This is a genomic window from Oerskovia sp. 140933 (genome assembly GCF_059651515.1).
The window spans coordinates 21,586-43,939 of record NZ_JAMXIO010000016.1 but is presented as its reverse complement, the minus strand read 5'-3'; the positions used below and the strand labels follow the sequence as shown (position 1 = coordinate 43,939).

The following is a 22,354-nucleotide window of genomic DNA, read 5'->3' as shown; positions in this document are numbered from 1 at the left end:
TAGCCGTCGAGGACTGCCGACGAGCCGGGGTGGTGCGCGCCGACGCCCCGCCGGTGCGCCGGTCGGACGCAGCAGAGGCCCCCGACGACGCCCCCTTGCGGGACGGTGCCGGCGGGCGCGGCGGCGTACCGTCGCCCCGCCGACCCGTCCCCGGCGTCACGGGGTGCTCCCCGCCTCCGACGCCCCGACGACGGCGCCGTCCGACAGCCGCAGCATGGTCGGCGCCTCGGACTCGACCATGCCCAGCGCACGGGCGCGCTCGGGCAGGGACGTCGTGGCCGCCTGGATCTGCGACGTCAGTGCCTGCGTGTCCTGCTCGAGCACCCCCGCGGTCGTCCGGAGGTCCGACAGCTCGTACGAGCCCTTGGCCATGGTCGTGTTCAGCAGGAGCGCTCCCAGGAGTGCGGCGCCGAGGATCGACATGCACAGGACCAGGAACGGCACCCGCGACTGCACCTGGAGCGGCGCGCGGACCGCCTCGAGGCGCGGCCGCCCGGAGCGCTCACCGGCACCCCCGGGCAGCGCGGTGAGCGACGGCCTGCGGACAGGTGCCGAAGCGGTCGACGTCAGAGGCCGGGCAGCGGTCTGTCGTGAGCTCATGGCTTGTTCTCCCCTCGCGGGCGGTGGCGTAGGTGGTCGGGTGTCGGTCGAAGTCTCTCGGCGGCCCGCAGCCGCACGGAGGCCGACCGCGGATTGCGCTCGAGCTCCTCCGCAGGCGCCTCCTCGGCGCCACGGACGAGCAGCCGGAGGTAGGGCTTGTGGGTCTCCGGCTCGACCGGCAGCCCGGGAGGCGCGCTCGAGGTCGCCCCGCGCGCGAGCTCCCGCTTGACGATCCGGTCCTCGAGGGACTGGTAGGACTCGACGACGATCCGCCCCCCGACGGCGAGGGCCTCGACCGCTGCCGGGACAGCGCGCTCGAGGACCTCGAGCTCACCGTTGACCTCGATCCGCAGCGCCTGGAACGTGCGCTTGGCGGGGTTCCCCCCGGTCTTGCGGGTAGCCGCAGGGATGTTGGCCCGCACGAGGTCCACGAGGGGCGCGCTCCGTGTCCAGGGCTCGACCTCGCGCCGTCGGACGACGGCCCGTGCGATGCGCTGGGCGAAGCGCTCCTCGCCGTACTCCCGCAGGATCCGGGTCAGCTCGCGCTCGTCATAGGTGTTCAGGACGTCGGCGGCGGTCAGGCCCGTCGTCGTGTCCATGCGCATGTCGAGCGGGGCGTCCTGGGCGTACGAGAAGCCACGCTCCGACTCGTCGATCTGCAGCGAGGAGACGCCGAGGTCCATCAGGACGCCCTGGACGGACGGCAGCCCGAGACCCGCGATCACGTCGCCGATCTCGTCGTACACGGCGTGCACCGCCTGGAAGCGGTCGCCGAAGCGAGCGAGGCGCTGCGACGCGAGCGCGATGGCCTGGGGGTCGCGGTCGATGCCGACGACCCGGGCGGTGGGGACCTGCTCCAGCACGGCCTCGGTGTGGCCGCCCATCCCGAGCGTGCAGTCGACGAGCACCGAGCCGGGCTCGGCGAGAGCCGGGGCAAGGAGGTCCACGCACCGCTGGAGGAGGACCGGGACGTGGCGGTCCTCCGCTCCCGATCCTGACGTGCTGCGAGGTGTGGTCATGACGCCTCCTTCCTGTTCGGTCCTGTGGTGCTGCGGGGTCGATCCGGTGGTTCGGTTGCTGCGGGCCGTGCGTCCTGCGGGGGACGGCCCCGCCCGACCAGGTCTCCCTCCGCGACCGTTCTGGCACCGGGGAAGTGCGCCAGAGCGGGCGGGAGGAGGCCTCATCGTGCGGAGCCTCGTCACCTCGGCCGGTCGTGCTGCTCGTTGCTGCGTGCTGTGCGGTGGTCGTACGAGGTCCAGGGTCAGAAGCGCAGTGCGGGCAGCACCTCCTCGGCCGTGGAGGCGTACTCGGCCTCCTGCTCGGCGAGGTAGGTCTCCCACGCGGTGGCGTCCCAGATCTCGACGCGCGTGCCGGCGCCGATCACCGCGACGTCCCGGTCGAGCCCCGCGTAGGCCCGCAGCGGGGCCGGGATCGAGATCCTGCCCTGCTTGTCCGGGATCTCGTCGCTGGCCCCCGACAGGAAGACGCGGAGGTAGTCCCGCGCCTGCTTGCTCGTGACGGGTGCCTGCCGGATCTGGTCGTACATCCGGCGGAACTCGTCCATCGGCAGCAGGAAGAGGCAACGCTCCTGCCCCCGGGTCATGACCAGCCCCGAGGCGAGCTGTCCACGGAACTTCGCAGGCAGGATGAGTCGTCCCTTGTCGTCGAGCCGAGGGGTGAACGTCCCGAGGAGCAGGCTCGGAGAACCGCTGAACGACTCGTTCATCCGACTTCACCTCCCCGCCTGATCCCTCGCCCTCCACAGTACTCCACAAGCCTCCACCCGGCCTGGGATATCGCGTTCATTTCACCCCTCTTCGCGAAATCTCCGCAGGTCAGAGGGCATGGAGCGAAGTGGGGCGCCCGGCGGGCCCTCCCCCTCCTCGACGACGACTTCGCCCCGTACGCCCGGCTCGTCCCGGCGCGTGACGACCCCTCGAGCCGTTTCGGGATCCGGACGTGGAGGGTCGTGGGGAGAATGGTCAACTAGGCTCGACATTCCAGACGCCAGGCGTGACCCGACGGAGGTTCTCGTGCTCACCGACTACTCGACCGCGCCACGGCGCGACGGGATCGACCCCCTCGGCGAACTCGTCGAGGCGACCGCGCGGATCCGGACGAGGATCGAGTCGGTGATCTCCGGACGACCGGAGCTCGTGCACCTCACGGTGGCCGTCCTGCTGGCGGAGGGGCACCTCCTCCTCGAGGACGTCCCGGGAGTCGGCAAGACGACGCTCGCCAAGGCCCTGGCCCGGACGATCGACTGCCAGGTCGGGCGCATCCAGTTCACCCCGGACCTGCTGCCCAGCGACCTCACGGGCGTCAACATCTTCCGCACGGAGACCCACGACTTCGAGTTCCGCCCGGGACCCGTGTTCGCCAACATCGTCATCGGCGACGAGATCAACCGCGCCTCGCCCAAGACGCAGTCCGCCCTCCTCGAGTGCATGGAGGAGGGTCAGACGACGGTCGACGGGACGACGCACCGGCTCCCCCGCCCCTTCCTCGTCGTCGCGACCCAGAACCCGGTCGAGATGGAGGGCACCTACCCCCTGCCCGAGGCGCAGCGCGACCGGTTCATGGCCCGCCTCACGGTCGGGTACCCAGGTCTCGACGCCGAGCTCGAGATGCTCGACCGGCAGGAGTCGGACAACCCTCTCGAGCACATCACCCCCGTCGTGGACGGGGAGACGATCCTGCGTTTCGCGCAGCTCGTCCGCTCGGTCTACGCCTCCCCGGCCGTCAAGCACTACGTGCTCGCGCTCGTGACCGAGACCCGTGAGCACCCCGGCCTCAAGCTCGGTGCCTCCCCGCGCACCTCGCTCCAGCTGCTCCGCGCGGCCAAGTCGGTCGCCGCGATGGCCGGCCGCGACCACGTCCTGCCCGACGACGTCCAGCTCCTCGCGATCCCGGTCCTCGCGCACCGGCTGATCCCGTCCAACGAGTCCCGCCTCGCGGGCCACACGACCGAGCACGTGGTCCGCTCGATCGTCGAGCGGACCCCGATCCCGGCCCGTCCCGCGACAGAACGCCACTGACGTGCCTGGGCTCCGTACCGGACCCCGGATCCCCGGCAGGCTCTCGCAGGTCCGCCCCACCGTCCGGGGCACCGCCGTCCTCGCAGCGGGCCTCGTGCTCGTCGTCGCCGGCACGGTGCTCGGCCTGACGGACGTCGTGGGGCTCGGTGCCGCGGGCCTCCTCGTCGTGGCCGCCGCCTGGACCTGGATGCTGGCCCGTCGCATCGACCGCGGCCCGGGGGCCCTGCGGGTCTCCCGCCGGGTGGAGCCGGACCCCGCGGTCCGCGGAAGCCAGGTCACGACCCGGCTCCTCGTCTCCCCCGTCGCACCGACGGCCACCGCGCTCGGTCGGCTCTCGCGGCTCCAGATCAGCGAGCAGGCCGCGGGCGAGCTCTGCGAGCACGACGCGCTCCGCGCACAGGTCGTGTCCCACCCCGACCGGATCGCCGTCCGCTACCGGCTGCGCCCGGAGCACCGAGGCCGGTGGGCGCTCGGCCCCGTCCTCACGAGCCGGGTGGACCTGTTCGGCCTCGTCCGGGCCGTCCAACCCCTCGGCGAGGCCAGCACGGTCTCGGTGAGGCCCCGGACGACGGACCTGGAGGTGCGCGGGTCGCGGGCCTTCGGTGACCTCGCCCGGTCCGCGAGCGGAGCCCGCGCCTCGTCGAGCGACGACAGCGTCCTGCGGGACTACGTCGCGGGAGACGACCCACGGCGGGTGCACTGGGCCACCGCCGCCCGACGGGGCCAGCTCATGGTGCGGACCGACGAGAACGCCGGCATGCCTCCCGTGACCGTCCTCCTCGACCGGGGCACGTTGCCTCCTCCGGGCACGGACCGTGCCTCGAGCACGGCCCAGGACGGCGAGTGGGCGATCGAGGCCGCGGCGTCCGTCGCCGTCATGCTGCTCGCAGCGGGCCACCCGGTCCGGCTCGTCACGTCCTCCGCGGCTCCCGCGGTCGGCACCTTCCCGCAGGCGACCGGACGCCGCAGCGAACGCGCGGCCCAGCTCCTCGACGACACGATCGACCTCGAGGGGCACACGAGCCCGCGGGACGCCGAGCGCGCGCTCGCGACGACCGCGGACGCGCTGCGAGCATCGCGGCGCCCCGGTGAGCTCACGGTCGCCGTGCTCGCCCCCCTGGGCCCGCTCTCCACGTCCGCCGTCGCCCCCATGGCCGGCACCGGCGACCACTGGGCGCTCGTCGTCGCCCCGGGCCCGCTCCCGGACGCCGCGCTCGAGGACTCGTTGACCACTCTGCGTGCGGTCGGCTGGCACGCCGTGGCCGTCGACCCGCGGACGAGCACCATCTCCGCCGCCTGGAACCGACTCATGGAGGAGCGCCGGTGACCGCCACGTCCCCGCGGACGGACCACAAGGTCCAGCGAGACACCGTCCGACGCGTCGTCGCGACCTCGGTCCTCGTGACCGTCGCGACGCTCGCGTCCTTCCGTGCGCTCTCGTTGCTCATCGGCCCGGGCGACTGGACCCGGACGGGCACCTGGTTCGTCCTGGGCCTCGCCGTCGTGACCTGCGGGACACGCCTGCTGGTGGGCCGCGGGCAGGACGGACGACGCCGACGTCACGACGTCGGGTTCCGAGGACTCGTGCCGACCCTCGTGGGCCTGCTCGCGGGCTGCTGGGCGCTCCTCGCCGCGTTCGGGGGGCCGACGTCCCGCGGCGTCGACCTGGCGATCAGCAGCGCGAGCGTGGACCGGCTGCTCGCGCGCTTCACAGCCGGTCAGCGCCTGATCGTCGAGGAGGTCGCCCCGATCGACGCCTCGTTCCCCCTCGCCCTCATCGCGGTGGCCGGGACCGTGCTCGTCTTCCTCGTCACGGACCTCGTCGTGGGCGGGCTGCGCCTCCCCGCCGCCGCGGCGCTCCCGCTCCTGGCCCTGTGGCTCCCGCCGCTCGTCATCGAGGGCTCGGTCCCCCCGGTGGTCTTCGTCGTCACGGTCACCGCCCTGCTCCTGCTCGTCGCGGTCGACAACCCGCACCGCACACCCCGCCGCCAGGGCTCGCAGACGGCCCCTGTCCGCCCTGCGACGCACGGGGTGCGAGCCGCCGGGGTCCTGGCGTCGACAGCGACCATCGCCGTGCTCGCCCTCGTCGCGGGCACGGCAGCCGGCGCGATCCCTCAGGTCCTGCGCTCACCGTGGTCGTCCTTCTTCACCAGCGCAGGCCCGACCGTGCGCCTCGCGAGCGACCTCGACATGGAGCAGAACCTCGGCGCCCGGTCGGACGAGGTCGCCCTCACGTACGAGTTCCCCCAGGACACGGCCCTGGGCACCAGCAGCACCAGCATCGGTCCGCTGCGCATGTTCACGCTGACCGGCTTCGACGGTCGCGGCTGGCGCCGCGGAGACTCCGCGCAGGGCCCCCAGGTCGACCCCGACCAGGTCCTGTGGCCCGAGTCCCCCGCGACCTCGGGGGCGACCGCCCCCCGGACGGTCGACGTGACGCTCAGGACCCTGCGCGACGAAAAGCTCGTCCTGCCCACCGAGCCTCGGTCCGTCGACGTGGACGGCGAGTGGTTCTACGACGAGGCCCGTGACGAGGTGACCGGCAACACCGCGACGGCGCCCGGGATGACCTACTCGTTCGAGGTCTTCGCCCGAGACCTCACCGCCGGTGCGCTGAGGTCCAGCACGGGTGACGACCTGGACGACCCCCACCTCGTCGAGGTCCCCGACACGCCCTACCGGGACCGGATCCGTGCTCTCGCCGAGGAGATCACCGCAGGCACGACGAGCCGCTACGACGCGGGCGTCGCCCTGCAGTCGTTCTTCCGCGACGGCAGCAACTTCACGTACTCCACGACGGTGCCGGACGGTGAGACCGACGACACGGTCTGGAACTTCCTCCAGGACAGGGAGGGCTACTGCGTCCAGTTCGCCACCTCCATGACCATGATGGCCCGCACCCTGGGCATCCCGGCGCGCCTCGCGGTCGGATTCCTCCCCGGCGAACGGACGAGCCGCTCGGTCTACCAGGTGACGGGGAAGGACTCGCACGCCTGGCCTGAGCTCTACTTCCCGGGCCACGGCTGGGTCCGGTTCGAGCCGACCCCGGCGGTCCAGGCCGGCCCGGTGCCCTCCTGGGCCGACCCGCTCATCGGCACCCCGGGCAACGGGACCACGCCCGCGCCGGGCGACGTGCCGACGAACCTCGGCCGGCCGGAGGCGTCACCCGGGACCGTCCAGACGACCGCGCCGTCCGCCGGCGCGGGCCTCGGGGGCACCGACGAGCCGACGTCCGCAGGACGCGGCTGGGTGATGGGAGCGCTCGCGCTCGTCGTGGTCCTCGTCCTGTCAGCGCTGGGATGGGTCCTGGCCCGACGCCGCAGGTCCGTGGCACCGGAGCCCGACGTGGAGTCCACCTGGACGGACCTCGTCCAGGACCTCGACCGACTGGGTGTCCGCTGGCAGAGGTCGGTGACCCTGCGCAACGTTCCTGCCGCCGTGGCACGTCAGGTCGAGGAGAGGACCGGACGCCGCCTCTCCGACCCCACGACGGACGCCCTGGTCGCGCTGACCTCCGAGCTCGAGGCCCAGCGCTACGCGCGCAGCTGGTCGGCTTCCTCACCGACGCAGCTCGTCGCGTGGCGCGACGCGGTGGTCACCGGCGTGCGGGACGAGCTCAGCGACCGCCCTGCTCGCGCCGACGGTCCCACCGCTCTTCCAGTCGGTTGATGAAGCCCTGACGAGGCGCACCGCGCTTGGCGGGAGCCCTGGGCGGAGTCACCTTGCCGTCCTGGTCCACCACACCCACCGGCCCGGTCGCGGACTTGCGGGGCGCGGAGAACGCGAAGGCGACCCCGGCGAACATCACGACGAACCCGATGACCCCCAGGACGGGCGAGGCGGTCGCGGCGCCGAGGACCAGCAGCAGCAGGCCGCCGACCACTCCGATCCCTGCCGCGACGTAGCGCAACCCGGACTTGCGGGGGCTCGACTGAAGCGTCGTCGCCAACCGCGGATCATCCGAGGTCAGCGCTCTTTCCATCTGTTCCAGTACGCGCTGCTCGTACTCTGACAGAGGCATGGGCACCCCCGGTTCTCAGCGGTTGAATGTGTCCCCCTCAGGATAGTTCTACATCTGCCCCGGTGGTAGTCGAGCGTCGACGGGTGGACGCGGGTCCGATCGAATTCATCCCGAAACGGCCCCGGATCTGGTCCAGGGTGCGCTCCGCGGCTCTCTGGGCACCCGCGCCCTCCCGGACCGACTCCTCGAGGGTCGGCTGCTCGACCGCGTCCTCCCGGCGCTCGAGGCCCTCCGCGCGCACCCCGACGAGCCGGACCGGCAGACCGCGCCGGTCCACCCCGCGGACGAGCTCGAGAGCCACGGCGTGGATCTCCTGCGCGACGTCGGTCGGCGACGCGAGCGTCCGCGACCTGGTGAGCGTCCGGAAGTCCGAGGTCCGGACCTTGACCGAGACGGTGCGGGCGACGAACGACTGGCTGCGCAGCCGCGTCGCACAGCGGTCCGCGAGACCCAGCAGCGCCGACCCGATGACGGCAGGGTCGTAGAGGTCCTGCGCGAACGTCGTCTCGGCACCGATGCTCTGCTCGGTCCGTCCCGGGTCGACGGGACGCGGGTCCCTCCCCCAGGCGAGGTCGTGGAGGTGTGCGCCGGCAGCCTTTCCGACCGCGGCCTGCAACGTCGCGACGTCGGTGTCGGCGAGCTCGGCGACGGTCGAGATGCCCCAGCCGGCGAGGACCTTCTCCGTCCGTTCCCCGACGCCCCACAACGCACCCACGGGCAGCGTGCGCAGGAAGTCGACGGTCGCCGCCGCGGGGATCAGCAGCATGCCGTCCGGCTTGGCGTGCGTCGACGCGAGCTTGGCGACGAACTTGGTCGAGGCGATCCCCACCGAGCACGTGATGCCGACCTCCGCCCGGACCCTCGCCCGCAGGGCCTGCGCGATGAGCGTCGGCGCACCGAGCCTGCGACGTGCGCCGCTCACGTCGAGGAAGGCCTCGTCGATGCTGATCTGCTCGACCAGGGCCGTGATCTCGCGGACGATCTCCATGACCGCCCGCGACGCGTCCTGGTACGCCCCGTGGTCCGGGGGCACGACGACGGCCTGGGGGCACAGGCGTCGGGCGAGCGCCATGGGCATGGCCGAGTGGACGCCGAAGGCGCGGGCCTCGTACGTGGCCGCGAGGACGACGCTGCGCTCGGCACCGCCGACGATGACGGGGCGCCCCACGAGCTCCGGTCGGCGGGTGAGCTCGACCGAGGCGAAGAAGGCGTCCATGTCGACGTGCAGGATCGAGCAGCCCGTCTCGTCGTCCCCCCAGTCCCGGCGGGTCAGGACGGCCCGGGGCCCCCGGCTCACGGCAGACCCGGCACGAGACGGGTCACGAGGCCACGACCTGCAGCGACGGGTGGCGGACGAACCCGACGTCGGGGTCGACGAGCATGGCGACCTCGTCGCGGAAGTCCTCCGCGCAGGCCATGATCTCGTCCGCCCGCCGCGCCTCGACCGCGTCGAACCTCCCGGCGTCGACCGCCGCACGGGTCCGGGCCCCGCCCGCGAAGTACAGCGACCAGGGGGCCAGGCCTGGCTCGACGAGAGCGAGCATGTCCCAGACCGAGCGCGCCCGGGAGCGCGCCGGCGGTCTGCCCCGGAGAGCCACCACGGCCGCCGCGGCACGCAGCGCACCGAGGTGCGAGAGCACGAAGCGCTCCGCAGGATCAGCCGTGAGACCGGCCGCGACGAGCTCGGCGTCCGCGCGGGCCAGGAGGCGGGCGACGTCCGGGGCGACGATCCCCGCACCGGGGAGCGCTCTGTGCTGCGTGGTCATACGAACACCTCCGTCATCCATGATCGAACACCTGTTCGATCCTGTCAATCGCCCGGCGGGTCCGGTGGACGGGTCCCGTCGCTCGAGCCCCTACGGTTGACCCATGGGCCGCAAGACCACCCGACGCGCTCCGCGTCGTTCCTCAGCATCCTCCTCGCCACCCACAGAGCCGGCGCCGCCCGCTCGGCGGGGACGCACCGGGGCCCGGCAGCAGGGGGCCGGGACCACCCGGGACCTGCCGACCGAGGAGGTCCGCACCTCGACCGGCACCGCCCGCCTGGTCCCCGACCCGGACGGCAGCACAGGCGTCACCCTCCTCGTCAACGGGGTGCCGAGCTCGCACCTCGACCTGGCGGACCCGGGGCTGCTGACGTTCGAGTACATGCAGCAGATGGCAGCGGTGCTCGCGGCGCTTCCCCCCGGACCGTTGCGGGTCGTGCACCTGGGGGCCGCGGGCTGCACCCTCGCCCGGTACGTCGAGCACGAACGACCGGACTCCCGCCAGCTCGCGGTGGACCTGGACGCCGACCTCGTCGCGCGGGTGCGCGAGTGGTTCTCGCTCCCCCGCGCCCCCCGCCTGCGGCTCCGTGCGGGAGACGCCCGGGCAGAGCTCGCCACGCTGCCGGACGCGAGCGTCGACGTCGTCGTCCGTGACGTCTTCGCGGGCGACACGACCCCCGGGCACGTCACGACGGCGGGCTTCGTGGGCGACGTCCTGCGGGTCCTGCGGCCCGGTGGGGTGTACCTCGCGAACTGCGCCGACCGACCGCCGCTGGCCCTGGTCCGCGCGGAGCTCGCGACGGCGGTCGCCGCGCTCACCGACGACGGGCCCCGCGACCGGGACGCCTGGGGCGACGTCGGCCTGATCGCCGAGCCCGGGCAGCTCAAGGGGCGCCGCTACGGGAACCTGGTGCTGGTCGCGGTCCGTCGCCCGTCCGCCGCCTCGCCCGGCGCGGGCGACGACCCCGCCGAGGCCGGGCTCGACCTGGACGGAGCGACGCTCGCACGCACGCTGCGCAGCCTGCCGGTCCCGGCCACCCTGCTCACGGGACAGGAGGCCCGGCGGTTCGCCGGGACCGCGGCGCCGATCGAGGACCCGCCGCCACCCGCTGCGGCCGCGGACCCCGCCTCGTCGTCCCTGCCCGACGCCGCCGCGCCCCGAGGTGCTGCGGCGGACGGTCGCCACGCCGTCGGGCGGGAGGACGGCTGACAGCAGCACGGAGGCCGCACCCCCGGACGGGGGTACGGCCTCCGTCGCCGACCCGCGAGAGCCGGCGCACGATCAGGGAGATCAGAGCGGGCGGACGTTCTCCGCCTGCGGGCCCTTGGGACCCTGGGTGATCTCGAACTCGACCCGCTGAGCCTCTTCGAGCGACCGGTAGCCCTGGGCCTCGATCGCGGAGTAGTGGACGAAGACGTCGGCACCGCCGCCGTCCTGGGCGATGAACCCGTAGCCCTTCTCAGCGTTGAACCACTTCACAGAACCCTGCGCCATGCTGTTCCTCGTACCTTCTGTCCATGCGGGGACATCCGCGAACGGACCCTTCGCCCGTTCATCGAGCCACAGCCACGCGGACCCGCGACGCGCTCCGCGAGGTCCGGTCGTGGCGACCGCCGGCTGACTGGCACGACCCGGCGGACCGGGATCCTGCTGTGTCGACACCGGTTCACGCGAAGGCATGTCTCGAGCACGTCACTGCAACGAGACTTAGTTTTGCACGGTGAAGGTGAAGTTCGCCACGTCAGGCGCCGAGGAAATACCGTGATTCGTCCGCACAACCTCCGCACAACCTCCGCGCGGGGCCGTCACTCCCCCGTCTGCTGGGCAAGGAAGCGTTCGAACTCGGCCCCGAGCTCGTCAGCGGTCGGTATGGGCGCCGACTCCGCGAGCAGGCTCGTGCGCCCCACCGAACGGGCGAACGCGTCGTACTGCTCCTCGAGCGCACGCACGACCGCCGTGACCTCCTCGGACTCGGCCATCTGCCGCTCGACCTCGGCCACGGCCTCCTGAGCCCCCGACGTCAGCGCGGCGACCCGCAGGTCCAGCCCGGTCGAGCGCTGGACGTTCTCGAGCGCCACCACGGCCGCGGGCGGGAACGGCGACTGCGCCAGGTAGTGCGGCACGTGCACCGTGAAGCCCATCGCGTCGTGCCCCGACTCCCCGAGACGCAGCTCGAGCAGCGCGGCCAACGACCCCGGGACCTTGACCGTGCCGAACCACGACGTGTGGTCCTCGATCAGCTCGCGCCGGGTCGCGTGCGCGGTCACCGACAGCGGGCGCGTGTGCGGGATCCCCATGGGGATCCCGTGGAACCCCACGACGAGCGACACGTCAAACCGGTTCACGAGCTCGCGCAGCGCAGCGACCACGCGCTCCCACTGCAGGTCCGGCTCCATGCCGTGCAGGAGCAGGAAGCCCGTGCCCTCGGCGTCGCGCAGGTGGTCGATCGCCAGGAACGGCTCGTCGTACGACGCCCACCGGTCCGCGTCGAACAGCATGGTCACCCGCTTCGAGCGGTAGTCGAGCAGCTGGTCCACGTCGAACGTGACCAGCCGCGTGACCTCGAACTCCTCGAGCAGGTGGTCGACCGCGAGCTCGCCGGTCGTCCCCGCGTCCACGAAACCGCGCACCGAGTGCAGCATGACCGGTCCCGTCGCACGGACGGCCGCCTCCCCCTGCGTCCCCGTCGCCGCGGGCAGGACGCGCGCCACCGCGGCCTCGTCCACCTCGTAGATCCCTCGTGGGTCCAGCACCAGATGCTCCTCCGTCGTCGTCCTCGCCCGCCCAGGTCGTCGGCCGGGCGGTGCCGGCGCGGTTCTCGGGCGGTTCGATCAGGACAACACCGCGGGGTGCCCGATGCTTCCCGGGTCCCCCGTCACGACCGAGCCTCACGATGCGGACGCAGGTCACGCGCCGGTCCGGCCGGTGGTGGTCCGCCCGACGCGCGCCGAGCGGTCAGCGTGCGGGCAGCCGGACCACGGTGACGAAGAAGTCGTCGATCTGGCGCACGACGTCGATGAAGCGGTCGAAGTCGACCGGCTTGGTCACGTAGGCGTTCGCGTGCAGGGAGTACGACCTCACGACGTCCTCCTCGGCCTCCGACGTGGTCAGGACGACCACGGGGATCTGCCGCAGGACGGGGTCCGACTTGAGCTCGCCCAGCACCTCGCGCCCGTCCATGCGGGGCAGGTTCAGGTCCAGCAGGATCAGGTCGGGCGTCGGGGCGTCGGCGTACTCGCCCTCCTTGCGCAGGAAGGCCATCGCGCTGACGCCGTCGCTGACCACCGAGAGCCGGTTGGTCACCTTGTGGTCCTCGAACGCCTCGCGGGTCATGAGCACGTCACCGGGGTCGTCCTCGACCAGCAGGACGTCGATCACCTTGTGCCCGTTGCCCATGTCGTCCACCGCACCGTTCGTCGTCGTACCGGCCCGGTCCTCCCGAGCCACCCCGCGAGCCTAGTCGACGCGTGCGCCCGACGCGCCGGGCACGCCGTCACCGCACGGCCGCGGTGCCACGGCCCGCGGCCCGCGTCGAGCAGGGTGCCCGTCCGCCGGGTACCCGTCGCCGCCCTCATGTCGGCGAGGGCGCACCGCCACCGTGGACCGAGGGGTGCGCGAGCGTGAAACGGACCGTCGTCCCGCCATCCTCGTTCGGCTCGATCCAGATCTCGCCCCCGTGGTGCTCGACGATCCGCTTGCACAGGGCGAGCCCGATCCCGGTCCCCTCGTAGACGTCTTTGGGGTGCAGCCGCTGGAAGATCACGAACACCCTCTCGGCGTACTGCGCGTCGATGCCGATCCCGTTGTCGGAGACGCTGAACTCCCACGCCTTGTCCAACGCGCGGACACCGACGTGGACGACGGGCGGACGCTCCGGGTCACGGAACTTGATCGCGTTGCCCAGCAGGTTGACGAAGAGCTGCTCGAGCAGCGCCTTCTCGCCCCGCACGGTCGGCAGCGGGTCGTGCGTGACGGTCGCGCCGGTCTCGGTGATCCTCTCGTCGAGGTCCGACAGGACCACGGCGAAGGACTTCTCCAGGTCCACGGGCACCCGCTCGCTCCCCGTCCGCCCGACCCGGGAGAAGCCGAGCAGGTCCTGGATGAGGCGCTGCATCCGCTTCGCGCCGTCGACCGCGAAGTCGATGTACTGGTCGGCGCGTTCGTCGAGCTGCCCCCCGTAGCGCTTCTTCAGGAGCTGGGTGAAGGACGCGACCTTGCGCAACGGCTCCTGCAGGTCGTGGGAGGCCACGTAGGCGAACTGCTCCAGGTCGCGGTTCGACCGCGCCAGCTCCCGCGCCTGGGCCGCGAGGAGCTCGTGCGAGTGCTCGACCTCTGCGTGCGAGGCGCGGATCTCGGCGACCTGGCTCACGAGCTCCTGCCGCATGTGCTCGACGTCGACCGCGAGCGCCCCGATCTCGCCGGGCGCCTGGACGGAGACCGGCTGGCGGAGCTGTCCTGCGCTGACCACCCTCACCTGGTGCGCGAGGGTCGTGACAGGCTCCGTGATCCACCGCTTGAGCAGGCTCCAGAGGAACGACCCGACGAGGATCGCCGCGACGACCAGGACCACGACCGAGCCGAACAGCACCTGCGTCCAGAAGTCCAGGGACTGGACCTTCTCCTCGCGGACGTCGCGCAGCACCTTGATGTAGTCGCTCGTCGCGACCCGGGCCTCGTTGAAGAGCCTGGCCCCCTCGAGCCGTTCGTCCGTGGACACGGCGTCCGGCCCTCCCTCACGCACCTTCTCGACCGCGGGCAGCGCGAACGTCAGGGCCCATTCGTGGATGGCCTGGTGCGCTGCGTCGAGGCCGTCCGCGACGGGGGCGGACTTGGTGACGATCTGCGCCGTGCGGGGATCGTGGAGCGCGACCTCGCCCTCCGTGACGAACGAGCGGTCGAAGGCCTCGAGGTTCAGAGCGGTCCCGGAGGCCAGGTACGCCCGCACCGAGGACTCGGCGTCGATCAGGGACACGTACGCGCTGTCCGCCTGGGTGATCGCGTTGAAGTACGGGTTCGTGACGTCGTCCTGGAAGCGCACCACGTTGACGAGCGCCACGACCGATACCACGACGACCGCGAGCAGGATCGTCGCGGCGACGACCAGGAGGCCGCCGAGCCGTCGCCGCAGCGACGGGCCGGTGGGGGGCGCTCCCTCGTGCGCGGTCGCCGAACCGGGGCCCGCGTCGATCGGCTCGGGTGCCTCCGGCCCGGTGGGCGCTGCGCGGTCACCCGTGGGCAGGTCGTCGGGCGCGGGCTCCTGCCCCGTCCCGGCCGTCCCTGTCACTGCGACCACTCGTCGGAGTCCGCGAGGGTGGCCGTCCGCGCGCCGCGGGCGTCCTGGTCCGGGCCGCCCCACCCGACCACGAGCACCGCGGCGTCGTCGACGAGCGGCCCGCCGTGCAGGGTGCGGACCCGTCGGAAGACCCGTTCGACGAGCCCCTCGTCGCCGTTCGCGAGCTCCGTGTCGACGGCCTTGATCAATCCCTGGACACCGAGGCGCTCCCGACGCGGGAGCGCGTCCTGCGTGCGGGCCACGTCGGCCTTCGCGGGGAGCGCCGTCTCGCGGTCGTCCGCGAGCGTCGCCTCGATGAGCCCGTCCGTGTAGAGCATGAGCGCCCACTGCCCCTCGAGCGGCACCCGCTCGACCCGCCAGCCGCCGTCGACGGGGATGCCCAGCGCCCGGCCGCGCGACGTCGTCGGGAGCTCGCTGCAGGAGCCCTGGAGGAGCAGCGGCGGCATGTGGCCCGCGAGGTAGAGGTCGACGCTCGTGCGGTCGGGCGCGATGACGACCTGGCAGAGGGTCACGAACACCTCCGGGCGGGCGCGCTCCGGGACCAGGACGCGTTCGACGAGGGGCAGGATCTGGGCGGGGTCGACGTCCGACAGGACCAGCGTGCGCCATGCGGTGCGCAGGGTCGCGCCGAGCGCCGCCTCGTCGGGGCCGTGGCCCGCGACGTCGCCGATCAGGCACAGGACGCTGCCGTCGGGGCGCTCGACCGCGTCGTAGAAGTCACCGCCGAGCAGTCCGTTGCCGCCCGGGATGTACCCGACCATGACGGCGATCGTCTCGTCCGTCACGAGGGGCGTGGGCAGCAGGGCGCGTTCGAGCCGCGCGGTCTCCGCGGCCCGCACCTCGCTGCGGTACAGGGCGCGCTGCTGCTCCTTGGAGCGGCGGCGCTGCACGGCGTACCGGACCGACCGGCCGAGGAGGTCGCCGTCGACCTCCCCCTTGACCAGGTAGTCGTCGGCGCCGGCCGCGACCGCCTGGACCCCGAGGTCGATCCCGGTGTGCCCCGTGAGGACGACCAGCGCCGGCGGGTCGTTGCGGGCCTGGAGCCGCTCGACCGCGGACAGCCCGACGGCGTCCGGGAGGCCGAGGTCGAGCAGGATGCACTGGACGTCGTGCAGGCGCAGCATCTCGAGCGCGAGGTCGAGGCTCGTCGCCCGGTGCAGCTCGACCTTGACCCGTGCGTCGTCGAGGAGCTCCTCGACGAGGAGCGCGTCCCCGTCGTCGTCCTCGACCAGCAGGACGCGCAGGAGGTCCTCCGGCGACAGGACTCCCGGGGCCGTGCCCTCCGGGCGAGGTGCCAAGGGCTCAGTCACCACGGCCCTCGCTCCCGTCAGTCGCCATGGTTCCCGATGGTAGATGACTCCGGAGCCTCGTGCTGGGAGGCGAGGGCCGAGCAGCCCGGCCCGGACGTTCGGGAGGGAGCGTGTCCACCCAGCCGGTCGATGGCGCCCGACGCCTCCCAGATCGGCAATAATGGACGGCTGCGTCGCGGGGTGCGCGAGCGGACCGCGAGGGACCAGACGACAGGACGGATCAGCGTGCGCGAGACGAGCGACCGGACGAGCGGGACGCCTGCTGCCGACGAGCAGGCCGGGCCGGAACGGGACGCCCCGGCCTCCGACCGTCAGAACGAGATCGGCAAGGAGCAGGCCGTCGTCGACACGCTGTACACGCGCCTCGACGAGCTGCGCGCCACGACCCGTTCGCGGCTCGCGGGCGTCCGTCGGACGGGCCCCTCCGGGTCGCCGCAGAATCGCAGCGAGCGCGACGCGTTCGCGACCCTCTACGAGGACCGCCTGGCACAGCTCGAGGCCGTCGAGGACCGACTGGCGTTCGGCCGCCTCGACCTGGAGGACGGCGCGACGCGGTACGTCGGACGCATCGGGCTGTCCGACGAGGAGCACACCTCGATCCTCACCGACTGGCGAGCGCCCGCCGCCCAGTCCTTCTACCGAGCGACCGCGGCACACCCCGACGGGGTCCGCCGACGTCGCCACCTCGTGACCCGGGGACGGACCGTGACAGGCATCGAGGACGAGGTCCTCGACCTCACCTCGGACGCCGCCACCGACTCCTCGCTCTCGGGCGAGGGCGCGCTGCTCGCGGCGATGGCCGCGGGACGCACGAGCCGCATGGGTGACATCGTCGCCACGATCCAGGCCGAGCAGGACGCGATCATCCGCTCCCAGCTCGCGGGCGCCCTCGTGGTCCAGGGCGGACCCGGCACGGGCAAGACCGCCGTGGCCCTGCACCGGGCGGCCTACCTGCTCTACGCCCACCGACGGCTGCTCGAGCGCTCGGGCGTCCTCCTGGTCGGGCCGAGCCTGTCGTTCCTGCACTACATCGACCAGGTCCTGCCCTCCCTCGGAGAGACGGGCGTCGTGAGCACGACCATCTCCGAGCTCCTTCCCGGCCTCGTCGCCGACGGGGAGGAGCCGCCCGAGGTCGCCCGGATCAAGGGCCGCGCGTCGTGGGCCAGGATCATCCAGCGGGCGGTCCGCGCACGCCAGCGCGTCCCTGCCGCCGACCAGCACCTGCGCATCGACGGGCACGACCTGGTGGTCCGCCGCTCCGACGTGCGCGAGGCGATCGCCAAGGCGCACCGCACGCACAAGCCGCACAACCTGGCCCGCGTACCGTTCGTCCGGGAGATGCTGGGGCGCCTCGCCGACCAGTACCTGGTCGAGCTCGGCGGGCCCGTCGCGCCCGAGGAGCGGGCCGAGGTGATCGACGACCTCCGACGCCAGCGCGAGATCCGGATCGCGCTCAACCTCGCGTGGATGCCGCTGACCCCCGAACGCCTGGTCGAGGACCTCTTCGTCAAGCCGCACCGCCTCGCCGAGGCGGCTCCGGACATGTCACGCGCAGACCGTGCGGCTCTCGCGCGCCCCAAGGGCTCGCCGTGGACGCCCGCCGACGTGCCGCTGCTCGACGAGGCCGCCGAGCTCCTCGGCGAGGACGACCAGGCCGCGCGCGCCCAGGCCAAGGCCGAGGCCGCGGACCGCGCGGCGAACCTCGAGTACGCGCGCCAGGTCCTGGAGTCCTCGGGTGCGGGCGGCGGGATCGTCGGTGCGGAGATCCTCGCCGACCGGTTCGCGGGCGGCGGCTCGCGCCTGACCACGGCGGAGCGGGCCGCGCAGGACCGGACCTGGACGTACGCGCACGTCGTGGTCGACGAGGCCCAGGAGCTCTCCGCGATGGCGTGGCGTGCCCTGGTCCGCCGCTGCCCGACGCGCTCGATGACGATCGTCGGCGACGTCGCCCAGACGTCCTCGCTCGCCGGTGCCCGCTCGTGGGCGAGCATGCTCGACCCGCTGCTGCGCGACTCGTGGCGCCTGTCGACCCTGACGGTCAACTACCGGACGCCGACGCAGATCGCGGACACGGCGCAGCGGTTCGCCGCGGCCCACCGCCTCCCGACGTCGTCGCTCACCTCGGCGCGCGACGTCCCGGGCGCGCTCGTCCTGGCTCCCGTCGGGCCGGACCAGGACGTCCTGGCCGAGGTCGCCCGCCGGGTCCGGTCCTCCCTGGCGGAGTTCGTGGGTCCCGACGGCGCCGGCCGGGTCGCGGTCGTCGCTCCCGCCCACCGCGTGGCGGACGTGCGCGACCACCTGACCCGGACCCACGCGAGCGACCCGCTGCTGACCGGGCCCGCGGCCGAGATCGAGGCGCTGGGGGCCGCGCTCACGGTCCTCAGCCCGACCCAGGCCAAGGGGCTCGAGTTCGACGCGGTCGTCCTCCTGGAGCCCGCCGAGGTCCTCGAGGCGACCTCGGGCGCGTCCGAGCTGTACGTGGCGATGACCCGTCCGACGCAACGGCTCGTCGTCGTGCACGCCCGTCCGCTCCCGCGGGGGTTCGCCGACTGACGGGCGCGGGCACGCTCGCGCGCGGGGAGATCGCGTCGTCCGAGGGACAAGACTCGTTTGGTGCTCGCAGCAACTCGGCGCACCATAGACACGTGCTACGCGCCCTCCTCCTTGAAAACCTGCACCCCCTCGCCACCTCGATCCTCGAGTCCGCCGGTATCGACGTGACCGTGCGCTCCGGGGCCCTGGACGAGTCCGAGCTGATCGAGGCGCTCGAGGGTGTGAACATCCTCGGCATCCGGTCCAAGACCAACGTGACGGCCCGCGTGCTGGAGTCCGCCCCCGACCTCGTCGCGATCGGCGCGTTCTGCATCGGGACCAACCAGATCGACCTCAAGGCCGCGGCCGCCCACGGCGTCGCGACGTTCAACGCGCCGTTCTCCAACACCCGCTCGGTCGTGGAGATCGCGCTCGCGGAGATCATCGCGCTGACCCGCCGGCTCACCGAGCGTGACCGCGCGCTGCACGACGGCATCTGGGACAAGTCCGCCGAGGGAGCCCACGAGGTGCGTGGGCGCACGCTGGGCATCATCGGCTACGGCAACATCGGGACCCAGCTCTCGGTCGTCGCCGAGGCGCTGGGCATGTCGGTGGTCTTCTACGACACGGCCGAGAAGCTCGCCCTGGGCAACGCCCGCCGCATGGACAGCCTCGACGAGCTGCTCGAGACCGCTGACGTCGTGACGCTCCACGTCGACGGACGGGGTGGCAACGCCGGCCTGTTCGGCGAGAAGCAGCTCTCGCGCATGCGCCGCGGCTCGATCCTGCTCAACCTGTCGCGCGGCTTCGTCGTCGACACCGCCGCCCTGCGCGAGGCGATCCTCTCCGGGCACCTGTCGGGAGCCGCGATCGACGTGTTCCCCGAGGAGCCCAAGAAGCGCGGCGACCACTTCGAGTCGGACCTGCGCGGCCTGCCGAACGTCATCCTCACGCCGCACATCGGCGGGTCGACCGAGGAGGCGCAGGAGTCGATCGGCCAGTTCGTCTCCGGCAAGCTCCGGGACTACCTCGCGACGGGCTCCACGACGCTGAGCGTCAACATGCCGAACCTCGCGCTCGAGCAGAGCACTGGCGTGAGCCGGATCGCCCACCTGCACCGCAACACCCCGGGCGTGCTCGCGGCCGTCAACGCGGTCCTCGCCGAGCACGGCACGAACATCGAGGGACAGATGCTCGCGACCCGTGGTGACCTCGGCTACGTGGTGACGGACGTCGGCGCGGAGCTCCTGCCCGCGGCGATCGAGGAGCTGCGTGCGATGGACGCGACCGTCAAGCTGCGCGTGCTGTCCTGACGCCTCACGTCCGGACACGACGAAGGGGACCAGCCCGTCGGGCTGGTCCCCTTCGTCGTGCTCCGAGTGCGTGGGGCCGGTTCGAGACCCGGCCGGTGCTCAGCCGGACTTGCGGCGGAACGTCCGCTGCACAGGTCCGACGGTCTCCGAACCATGGACGGAGCCCGTGTTCGAGCCTCCGTCCGCGGTGCGGTGGCTCGCGGCGTTCTTGCGGTCAAGTGCCTCGCGGAACTTCGCCTTGGCGTCCTCGCTGGGCGTGGTCGCGGGTGTCTCGTCCTTCGACGTCGTCATCGGCGGGCCTCCTTCTCTCGGTGGATCAGGTGCGCCGTCGGGCGCTCCCGTGCCAAGCCTGTCGCACGCGGCCACCGAACGCCAGCGAATACGACCGGGTACGGTCGAGACATGTCGCACAAAGCACCGGAGCCGGGCACGGCCGTACCCTTCTCCCGAGCCGGGCGCTCGGGCCTGGTCCTGCCCCGCCTCTCGCTCGGCCTCTGGCAGAACTTCGGGGACTCGACCCCGTTCTCGGCCCAGCGCGAGCTCGTCCTGCACGCGTTCGAGCGTGGGATCGTGCACTTCGACCTCGCGAACAACTACGGTCCCCCGCCGGGTTCGGCCGAGGCCTCGTTCGGCCGCCTCCTGGCCGGTGACCTGCGCGGCCACCGCGACGAGCTCCTGATCTCCACCAAGGCCGGCTACCGGATGGGCCCCGGGCCGTACGGGGAAGGCGGGTCCCGCAAGTACCTGCTGTCGTCGCTCGACGCGTCGCTGCGCCGGCTGGGGACCGACCACGTGGACGTCTTCTACTCCCACCGCTTCGATCCCACGACTCCCCTCCACGAGACGATCGGCGCCCTGGCGACCGCGGTCACCTCGGGCCGGGCGACGTACGCGGCCATCTCGTCCTACTCGGCCGAGCGCACGGCCGAGGCCCTCGCGGTCGCCGGCGACCTGGGCCTGCCGCTGGTCCTGCACCAGCCCTCGTACTCGATGCTGAACCGGTGGATCGAGGCCCCGGGCCCTGACGGGCGCAGCCTGCTCGACGTCGTCGGCGACGCGGGCACCGGGCTCGTCGTCTTCTCGCCGCTGGCCCAGGGCATCCTCTCCGACCGCTATCTCGACGGCGTCCCGCCCGACTCGCGTGCGGCGCGCGGCGTCTCCCTGCGCAAGGAGCACCTCGCTCCCGAGAACCTCGCCCGGGTCCGGGCGCTGCGTGACGTGGCGACCGGACGGGGAGAGCCCCTCTCCCGGACCGCCATCGCCTGGACGCTGCGCGACTCCCGCGTCACGTCGGTGCTCGTGGGTGCACGGACCGTCGAGCAGGTGGACGAGAACCTGGCAGCACTGGACTCGCCGCCGTTCTCGCAGGACGAGCTCGCGGCGATCGACGCCGTCACCACCGAGCCAGGGCCAGACGGGACACCTAGGCCCCTGAACACCGGTGTCAACATCTGGGCCGCACGGTCGAGCGACCTCTAGCCGGGTCGAACGACCGCTGGCCGGGCTCTCAGGCATGACCGAGCCCCGTCGCCGAAACGCGGGACCTGGTGTACCCGGCCGGGTCCAGCTAGGCGCGGTCGGGCACCACGTCGGCGGTCGGCTCGTCGTCCGTCGCGGCCGCGTCGCCGGACGCAGCCGCACGCTCCTCGCGCTCCGCACGGAGCGAGTTGATGGCGGACTCGAAGTCCTCGAGCGAGTCGAACGCCTGGTAGACGCTCGCGAAGCGCAGGTACGCGACCTCGTCGAGCTCGCGGAGCGGCCCGAGGATGGCGAGCCCGATCTCGTAGGCGTCGAGCTCGGCGCTGCCGCCCGCACGGAGCGACTCCTCGACCTTCTGCGCCAGCACCGCGAGGTCGTCCTCGTTGACCGGACGCCCCTGGCACGCCTTGCGCACGCCCGTGACGATCTTCTCCCGGCTGAAGGGCTCGGTCACCCCGGACCGCTTGACGACCGAGAGGCTGGCCGTCTCGATCGTGGTGAAGCGCCGGTTGCACGCGGGGCACTGTCGACGGCGACGGATGGACGCTCCGTCGTCGGAGGTTCGTGAGTCGACGACCCGGGAGTCCGCGTGCCGGCAGAACGGACAGTGCATGAGGCGATACTCCTGTGGGCTGCGCGGGCCCTCCGGGCCGGTCGCCACGGAAGGTGCGTCCCGAACCTATGTCCCGACCTCGACGAGGCGCAAGACGCCCCGCCCGGCGAGCGGGTCACAGTCCGACCGCCGTCACCCGGGAACCGCGACCCCGCGACGCACCGGAGGACGGCTCACCGCAGGGCGCACGACCGCTCACGTGAGAACGGAGGTGGCCGTCGAACGGCCACCTCCGTCGGGACGCCCCCGTCCCCATCTCACGTCCGCGACTCGCCTCGCAGACGTCGACGCAACTGCGGAGGCACGCTGGGCGCACCTCCTCCTCACCGACCGACCCCCCAGCCGGGCGGGTGAGGCAGTACTAACTTAGGCGAACCTAACGCGATTG

General features: G+C 72.7%; 20 protein-coding genes. 7 read left to right on the top strand and 13 right to left on the bottom strand.

From position 1 onward, the window contains the following. Positions 1-156 precede the first annotated feature (156 nt). From ftsL to mraZ, 3 genes are all read right to left on the bottom strand, one after another. Complete coding sequence (gene ftsL, locus NHG27_RS10295; RefSeq protein WP_497016239.1) at positions 157-600, bottom strand: cell division protein FtsL; 444 nt, start codon at positions 598-600, stop codon at positions 157-159. After that, on the bottom strand, positions 597-1,619 hold the full coding sequence (gene rsmH, locus NHG27_RS10290) for a 16S rRNA (cytosine(1402)-N(4))-methyltransferase RsmH (protein WP_193718261.1): 1,023 nt from the start codon (positions 1,617-1,619) through the stop codon (positions 597-599). The genes ftsL and rsmH overlap by 4 nt, the downstream gene beginning before the upstream one ends. A 242-nt stretch (positions 1,620-1,861) precedes the next feature. After that, the gene (gene mraZ, locus NHG27_RS10285) at positions 1,862-2,296 is read right to left on the bottom strand and encodes a division/cell wall cluster transcriptional repressor MraZ (RefSeq protein WP_497016261.1); all 435 of its coding nucleotides are present in this window, start codon (positions 2,294-2,296) and stop codon (positions 1,862-1,864) included. Between the two features lie 337 nt (positions 2,297-2,633). Between mraZ and NHG27_RS10280 the strand changes: the two genes are divergently transcribed. Genes NHG27_RS10280 through NHG27_RS10270 form a run of 3 tightly spaced genes read left to right on the top strand, consistent with a single transcriptional unit; the run spans position 2,634 to position 7,307 of the window. Continuing rightward, a complete protein-coding gene (locus NHG27_RS10280) occupies positions 2,634-3,638 on the top strand; it encodes an AAA family ATPase (protein ID WP_497016238.1) in 1,005 nt (334 codons plus the stop codon). Between the two features lies 1 nt (position 3,639). Then, complete coding sequence (locus NHG27_RS10275) at positions 3,640-4,965, top strand: DUF58 domain-containing protein (protein WP_497016237.1); 1,326 nt, start codon at positions 3,640-3,642, stop codon at positions 4,963-4,965. Further along, positions 4,962-7,307 carry a transglutaminase TgpA family protein gene (locus NHG27_RS10270; RefSeq protein WP_497016236.1) on the top strand — a complete coding sequence of 782 codons (2,346 nt, stop codon included), beginning with the start codon at positions 4,962-4,964 and terminating at the stop codon, positions 7,305-7,307. The genes NHG27_RS10275 and NHG27_RS10270 overlap by 4 nt, the downstream gene beginning before the upstream one ends. Here NHG27_RS10270 and NHG27_RS10265 read toward each other — a convergent pair. Genes NHG27_RS10265 through NHG27_RS10255 form a run of 3 tightly spaced genes read right to left on the bottom strand, consistent with a single transcriptional unit; the run spans position 7,255 to position 9,425 of the window. Beyond that, positions 7,255-7,659, bottom strand: a complete 405-nt coding sequence (locus NHG27_RS10265; RefSeq protein ID WP_193718258.1) for an SCO2097 family morphological protein — start codon at positions 7,657-7,659, stop codon at positions 7,255-7,257. The genes NHG27_RS10270 and NHG27_RS10265 overlap by 53 nt on opposite strands. A 37-nt stretch (positions 7,660-7,696) precedes the next feature. After that, entirely contained in the window at positions 7,697-8,956 is a 1,260-nt protein-coding gene (gene dinB / locus NHG27_RS10260) for a DNA polymerase IV (RefSeq protein ID WP_193718257.1), read from the bottom strand. A gap of 22 nt (positions 8,957-8,978) precedes the next feature. Beyond that, the gene (locus tag NHG27_RS10255) at positions 8,979-9,425 is read right to left on the bottom strand and encodes an SAV_6107 family HEPN domain-containing protein (RefSeq protein WP_497016235.1); all 447 of its coding nucleotides are present in this window, start codon (positions 9,423-9,425) and stop codon (positions 8,979-8,981) included. Between the two features lie 103 nt (positions 9,426-9,528). Here NHG27_RS10255 and NHG27_RS10250 point away from each other — a divergent pair, with 103 nt between their 5' ends. Then, on the top strand, positions 9,529-10,635 hold the full coding sequence (locus tag NHG27_RS10250; protein ID WP_497016234.1) for a spermidine synthase: 1,107 nt from the start codon (positions 9,529-9,531) through the stop codon (positions 10,633-10,635). Between the two features lie 81 nt (positions 10,636-10,716). Here NHG27_RS10250 and NHG27_RS10245 read toward each other — a convergent pair whose 3' ends face one another. The 5 genes from NHG27_RS10245 to NHG27_RS10225 all read right to left on the bottom strand — a co-directional run bounded on the left by NHG27_RS10245 (position 10,717) and on the right by NHG27_RS10225 (position 16,029). Beyond that, positions 10,717-10,920, bottom strand: a complete 204-nt coding sequence (locus NHG27_RS10245) for a cold-shock protein (protein ID WP_030150522.1) — start codon at positions 10,918-10,920, stop codon at positions 10,717-10,719. A gap of 311 nt (positions 10,921-11,231) precedes the next feature. Continuing rightward, on the bottom strand, positions 11,232-12,179 hold the full coding sequence (locus NHG27_RS10240) for a proteasome assembly chaperone family protein (RefSeq protein ID WP_193718254.1): 948 nt from the start codon (positions 12,177-12,179) through the stop codon (positions 11,232-11,234). 202 nt (positions 12,180-12,381) lie between these two features. Beyond that, positions 12,382-12,822, bottom strand: a complete 441-nt coding sequence (locus NHG27_RS10235) for a response regulator (protein WP_497016260.1) — start codon at positions 12,820-12,822, stop codon at positions 12,382-12,384. Positions 12,823-12,997: 175 nt separating this feature from the next. Beyond that, entirely contained in the window at positions 12,998-14,710 is a 1,713-nt protein-coding gene (locus NHG27_RS10230; protein ID WP_497016233.1) for a sensor histidine kinase, read from the bottom strand. Next, positions 14,707-16,029, bottom strand: a complete 1,323-nt coding sequence (locus NHG27_RS10225) for a PP2C family protein-serine/threonine phosphatase (protein ID WP_497016232.1) — start codon at positions 16,027-16,029, stop codon at positions 14,707-14,709. Before NHG27_RS10225 ends, NHG27_RS10230 begins: the two co-directional genes overlap by 4 nt. 129 nt (positions 16,030-16,158) lie before the next feature. Between NHG27_RS10225 and NHG27_RS10220 the strand changes: the two genes are divergently transcribed. Together NHG27_RS10220 and serA are read left to right on the top strand one after the other, a co-directional pair. After that, positions 16,159-18,582, top strand: coding sequence for a HelD family protein (locus NHG27_RS10220; protein WP_497016231.1), 2,424 nt, complete (start codon positions 16,159-16,161; stop codon positions 18,580-18,582). Positions 18,583-18,674: 92 nt separating this feature from the next. Continuing rightward, complete coding sequence (serA, locus tag NHG27_RS10215; protein WP_193718253.1) at positions 18,675-19,874, top strand: phosphoglycerate dehydrogenase; 1,200 nt, start codon at positions 18,675-18,677, stop codon at positions 19,872-19,874. Between the two features lie 99 nt (positions 19,875-19,973). Here the strand turns inward: serA and NHG27_RS10210 are convergent, their stop codons facing one another. Beyond that, entirely contained in the window at positions 19,974-20,165 is a 192-nt protein-coding gene (locus NHG27_RS10210) for a DUF5302 domain-containing protein (RefSeq protein WP_191790651.1), read from the bottom strand. A 111-nt stretch (positions 20,166-20,276) separates the two neighbouring features. On the opposite strand from NHG27_RS10210, the gene NHG27_RS10205 reads away from it, so the two are divergent. Continuing rightward, complete coding sequence (locus NHG27_RS10205; protein WP_497016230.1) at positions 20,277-21,353, top strand: aldo/keto reductase; 1,077 nt, start codon at positions 20,277-20,279, stop codon at positions 21,351-21,353. Between the two features lie 88 nt (positions 21,354-21,441). Here NHG27_RS10205 and nrdR read toward each other — a convergent pair whose 3' ends face one another. Further along, positions 21,442-21,966 (bottom strand): transcriptional regulator NrdR, encoded by a 525-nt coding sequence (nrdR, locus tag NHG27_RS10200; RefSeq protein ID WP_193718251.1) that lies wholly within the window; start codon positions 21,964-21,966, stop codon positions 21,442-21,444. Positions 21,967-22,354 lie beyond the last annotated feature (388 nt).

Excerpts from the sequence above, each read along its gene's own strand:
- ftsL (WP_497016239.1), bottom strand. The coding sequence starts at position 600 with ATGAGCTCACGACAGACCGCTGCCCGGCCTCTGACGTCGACCGCTTCG.
- rsmH (WP_193718261.1), bottom strand. The coding sequence starts at position 1,619 with ATGACCACACCTCGCAGCACGTCAGGATCGGGAGCGGAGGACCGCCAC.
- NHG27_RS10265 (WP_193718258.1), bottom strand. The coding sequence starts at position 7,659 with ATGCCTCTGTCAGAGTACGAGCAGCGCGTACTGGAACAGATGGAAAGA.
- NHG27_RS10255 (WP_497016235.1), bottom strand. The coding sequence starts at position 9,425 with ATGACCACGCAGCACAGAGCGCTCCCCGGTGCGGGGATCGTCGCCCCG.
- NHG27_RS10250 (WP_497016234.1), top strand. The coding sequence starts at position 9,529 with ATGGGCCGCAAGACCACCCGACGCGCTCCGCGTCGTTCCTCAGCATCC.
- NHG27_RS10245 (WP_030150522.1), bottom strand. The coding sequence starts at position 10,920 with ATGGCGCAGGGTTCTGTGAAGTGGTTCAACGCTGAGAAGGGCTACGGG.
- NHG27_RS10235 (WP_497016260.1), bottom strand. The coding sequence starts at position 12,822 with ATGGGCAACGGGCACAAGGTGATCGACGTCCTGCTGGTCGAGGACGAC.
- NHG27_RS10220 (WP_497016231.1), top strand. The coding sequence starts at position 16,159 with ATGGCGCCCGACGCCTCCCAGATCGGCAATAATGGACGGCTGCGTCGC.
- NHG27_RS10210 (WP_191790651.1), bottom strand. The coding sequence starts at position 20,165 with ATGACGACGTCGAAGGACGAGACACCCGCGACCACGCCCAGCGAGGAC.
- NHG27_RS10205 (WP_497016230.1), top strand. The coding sequence starts at position 20,277 with ATGTCGCACAAAGCACCGGAGCCGGGCACGGCCGTACCCTTCTCCCGA.
- nrdR (WP_193718251.1), bottom strand. The coding sequence starts at position 21,966 with ATGCACTGTCCGTTCTGCCGGCACGCGGACTCCCGGGTCGTCGACTCA.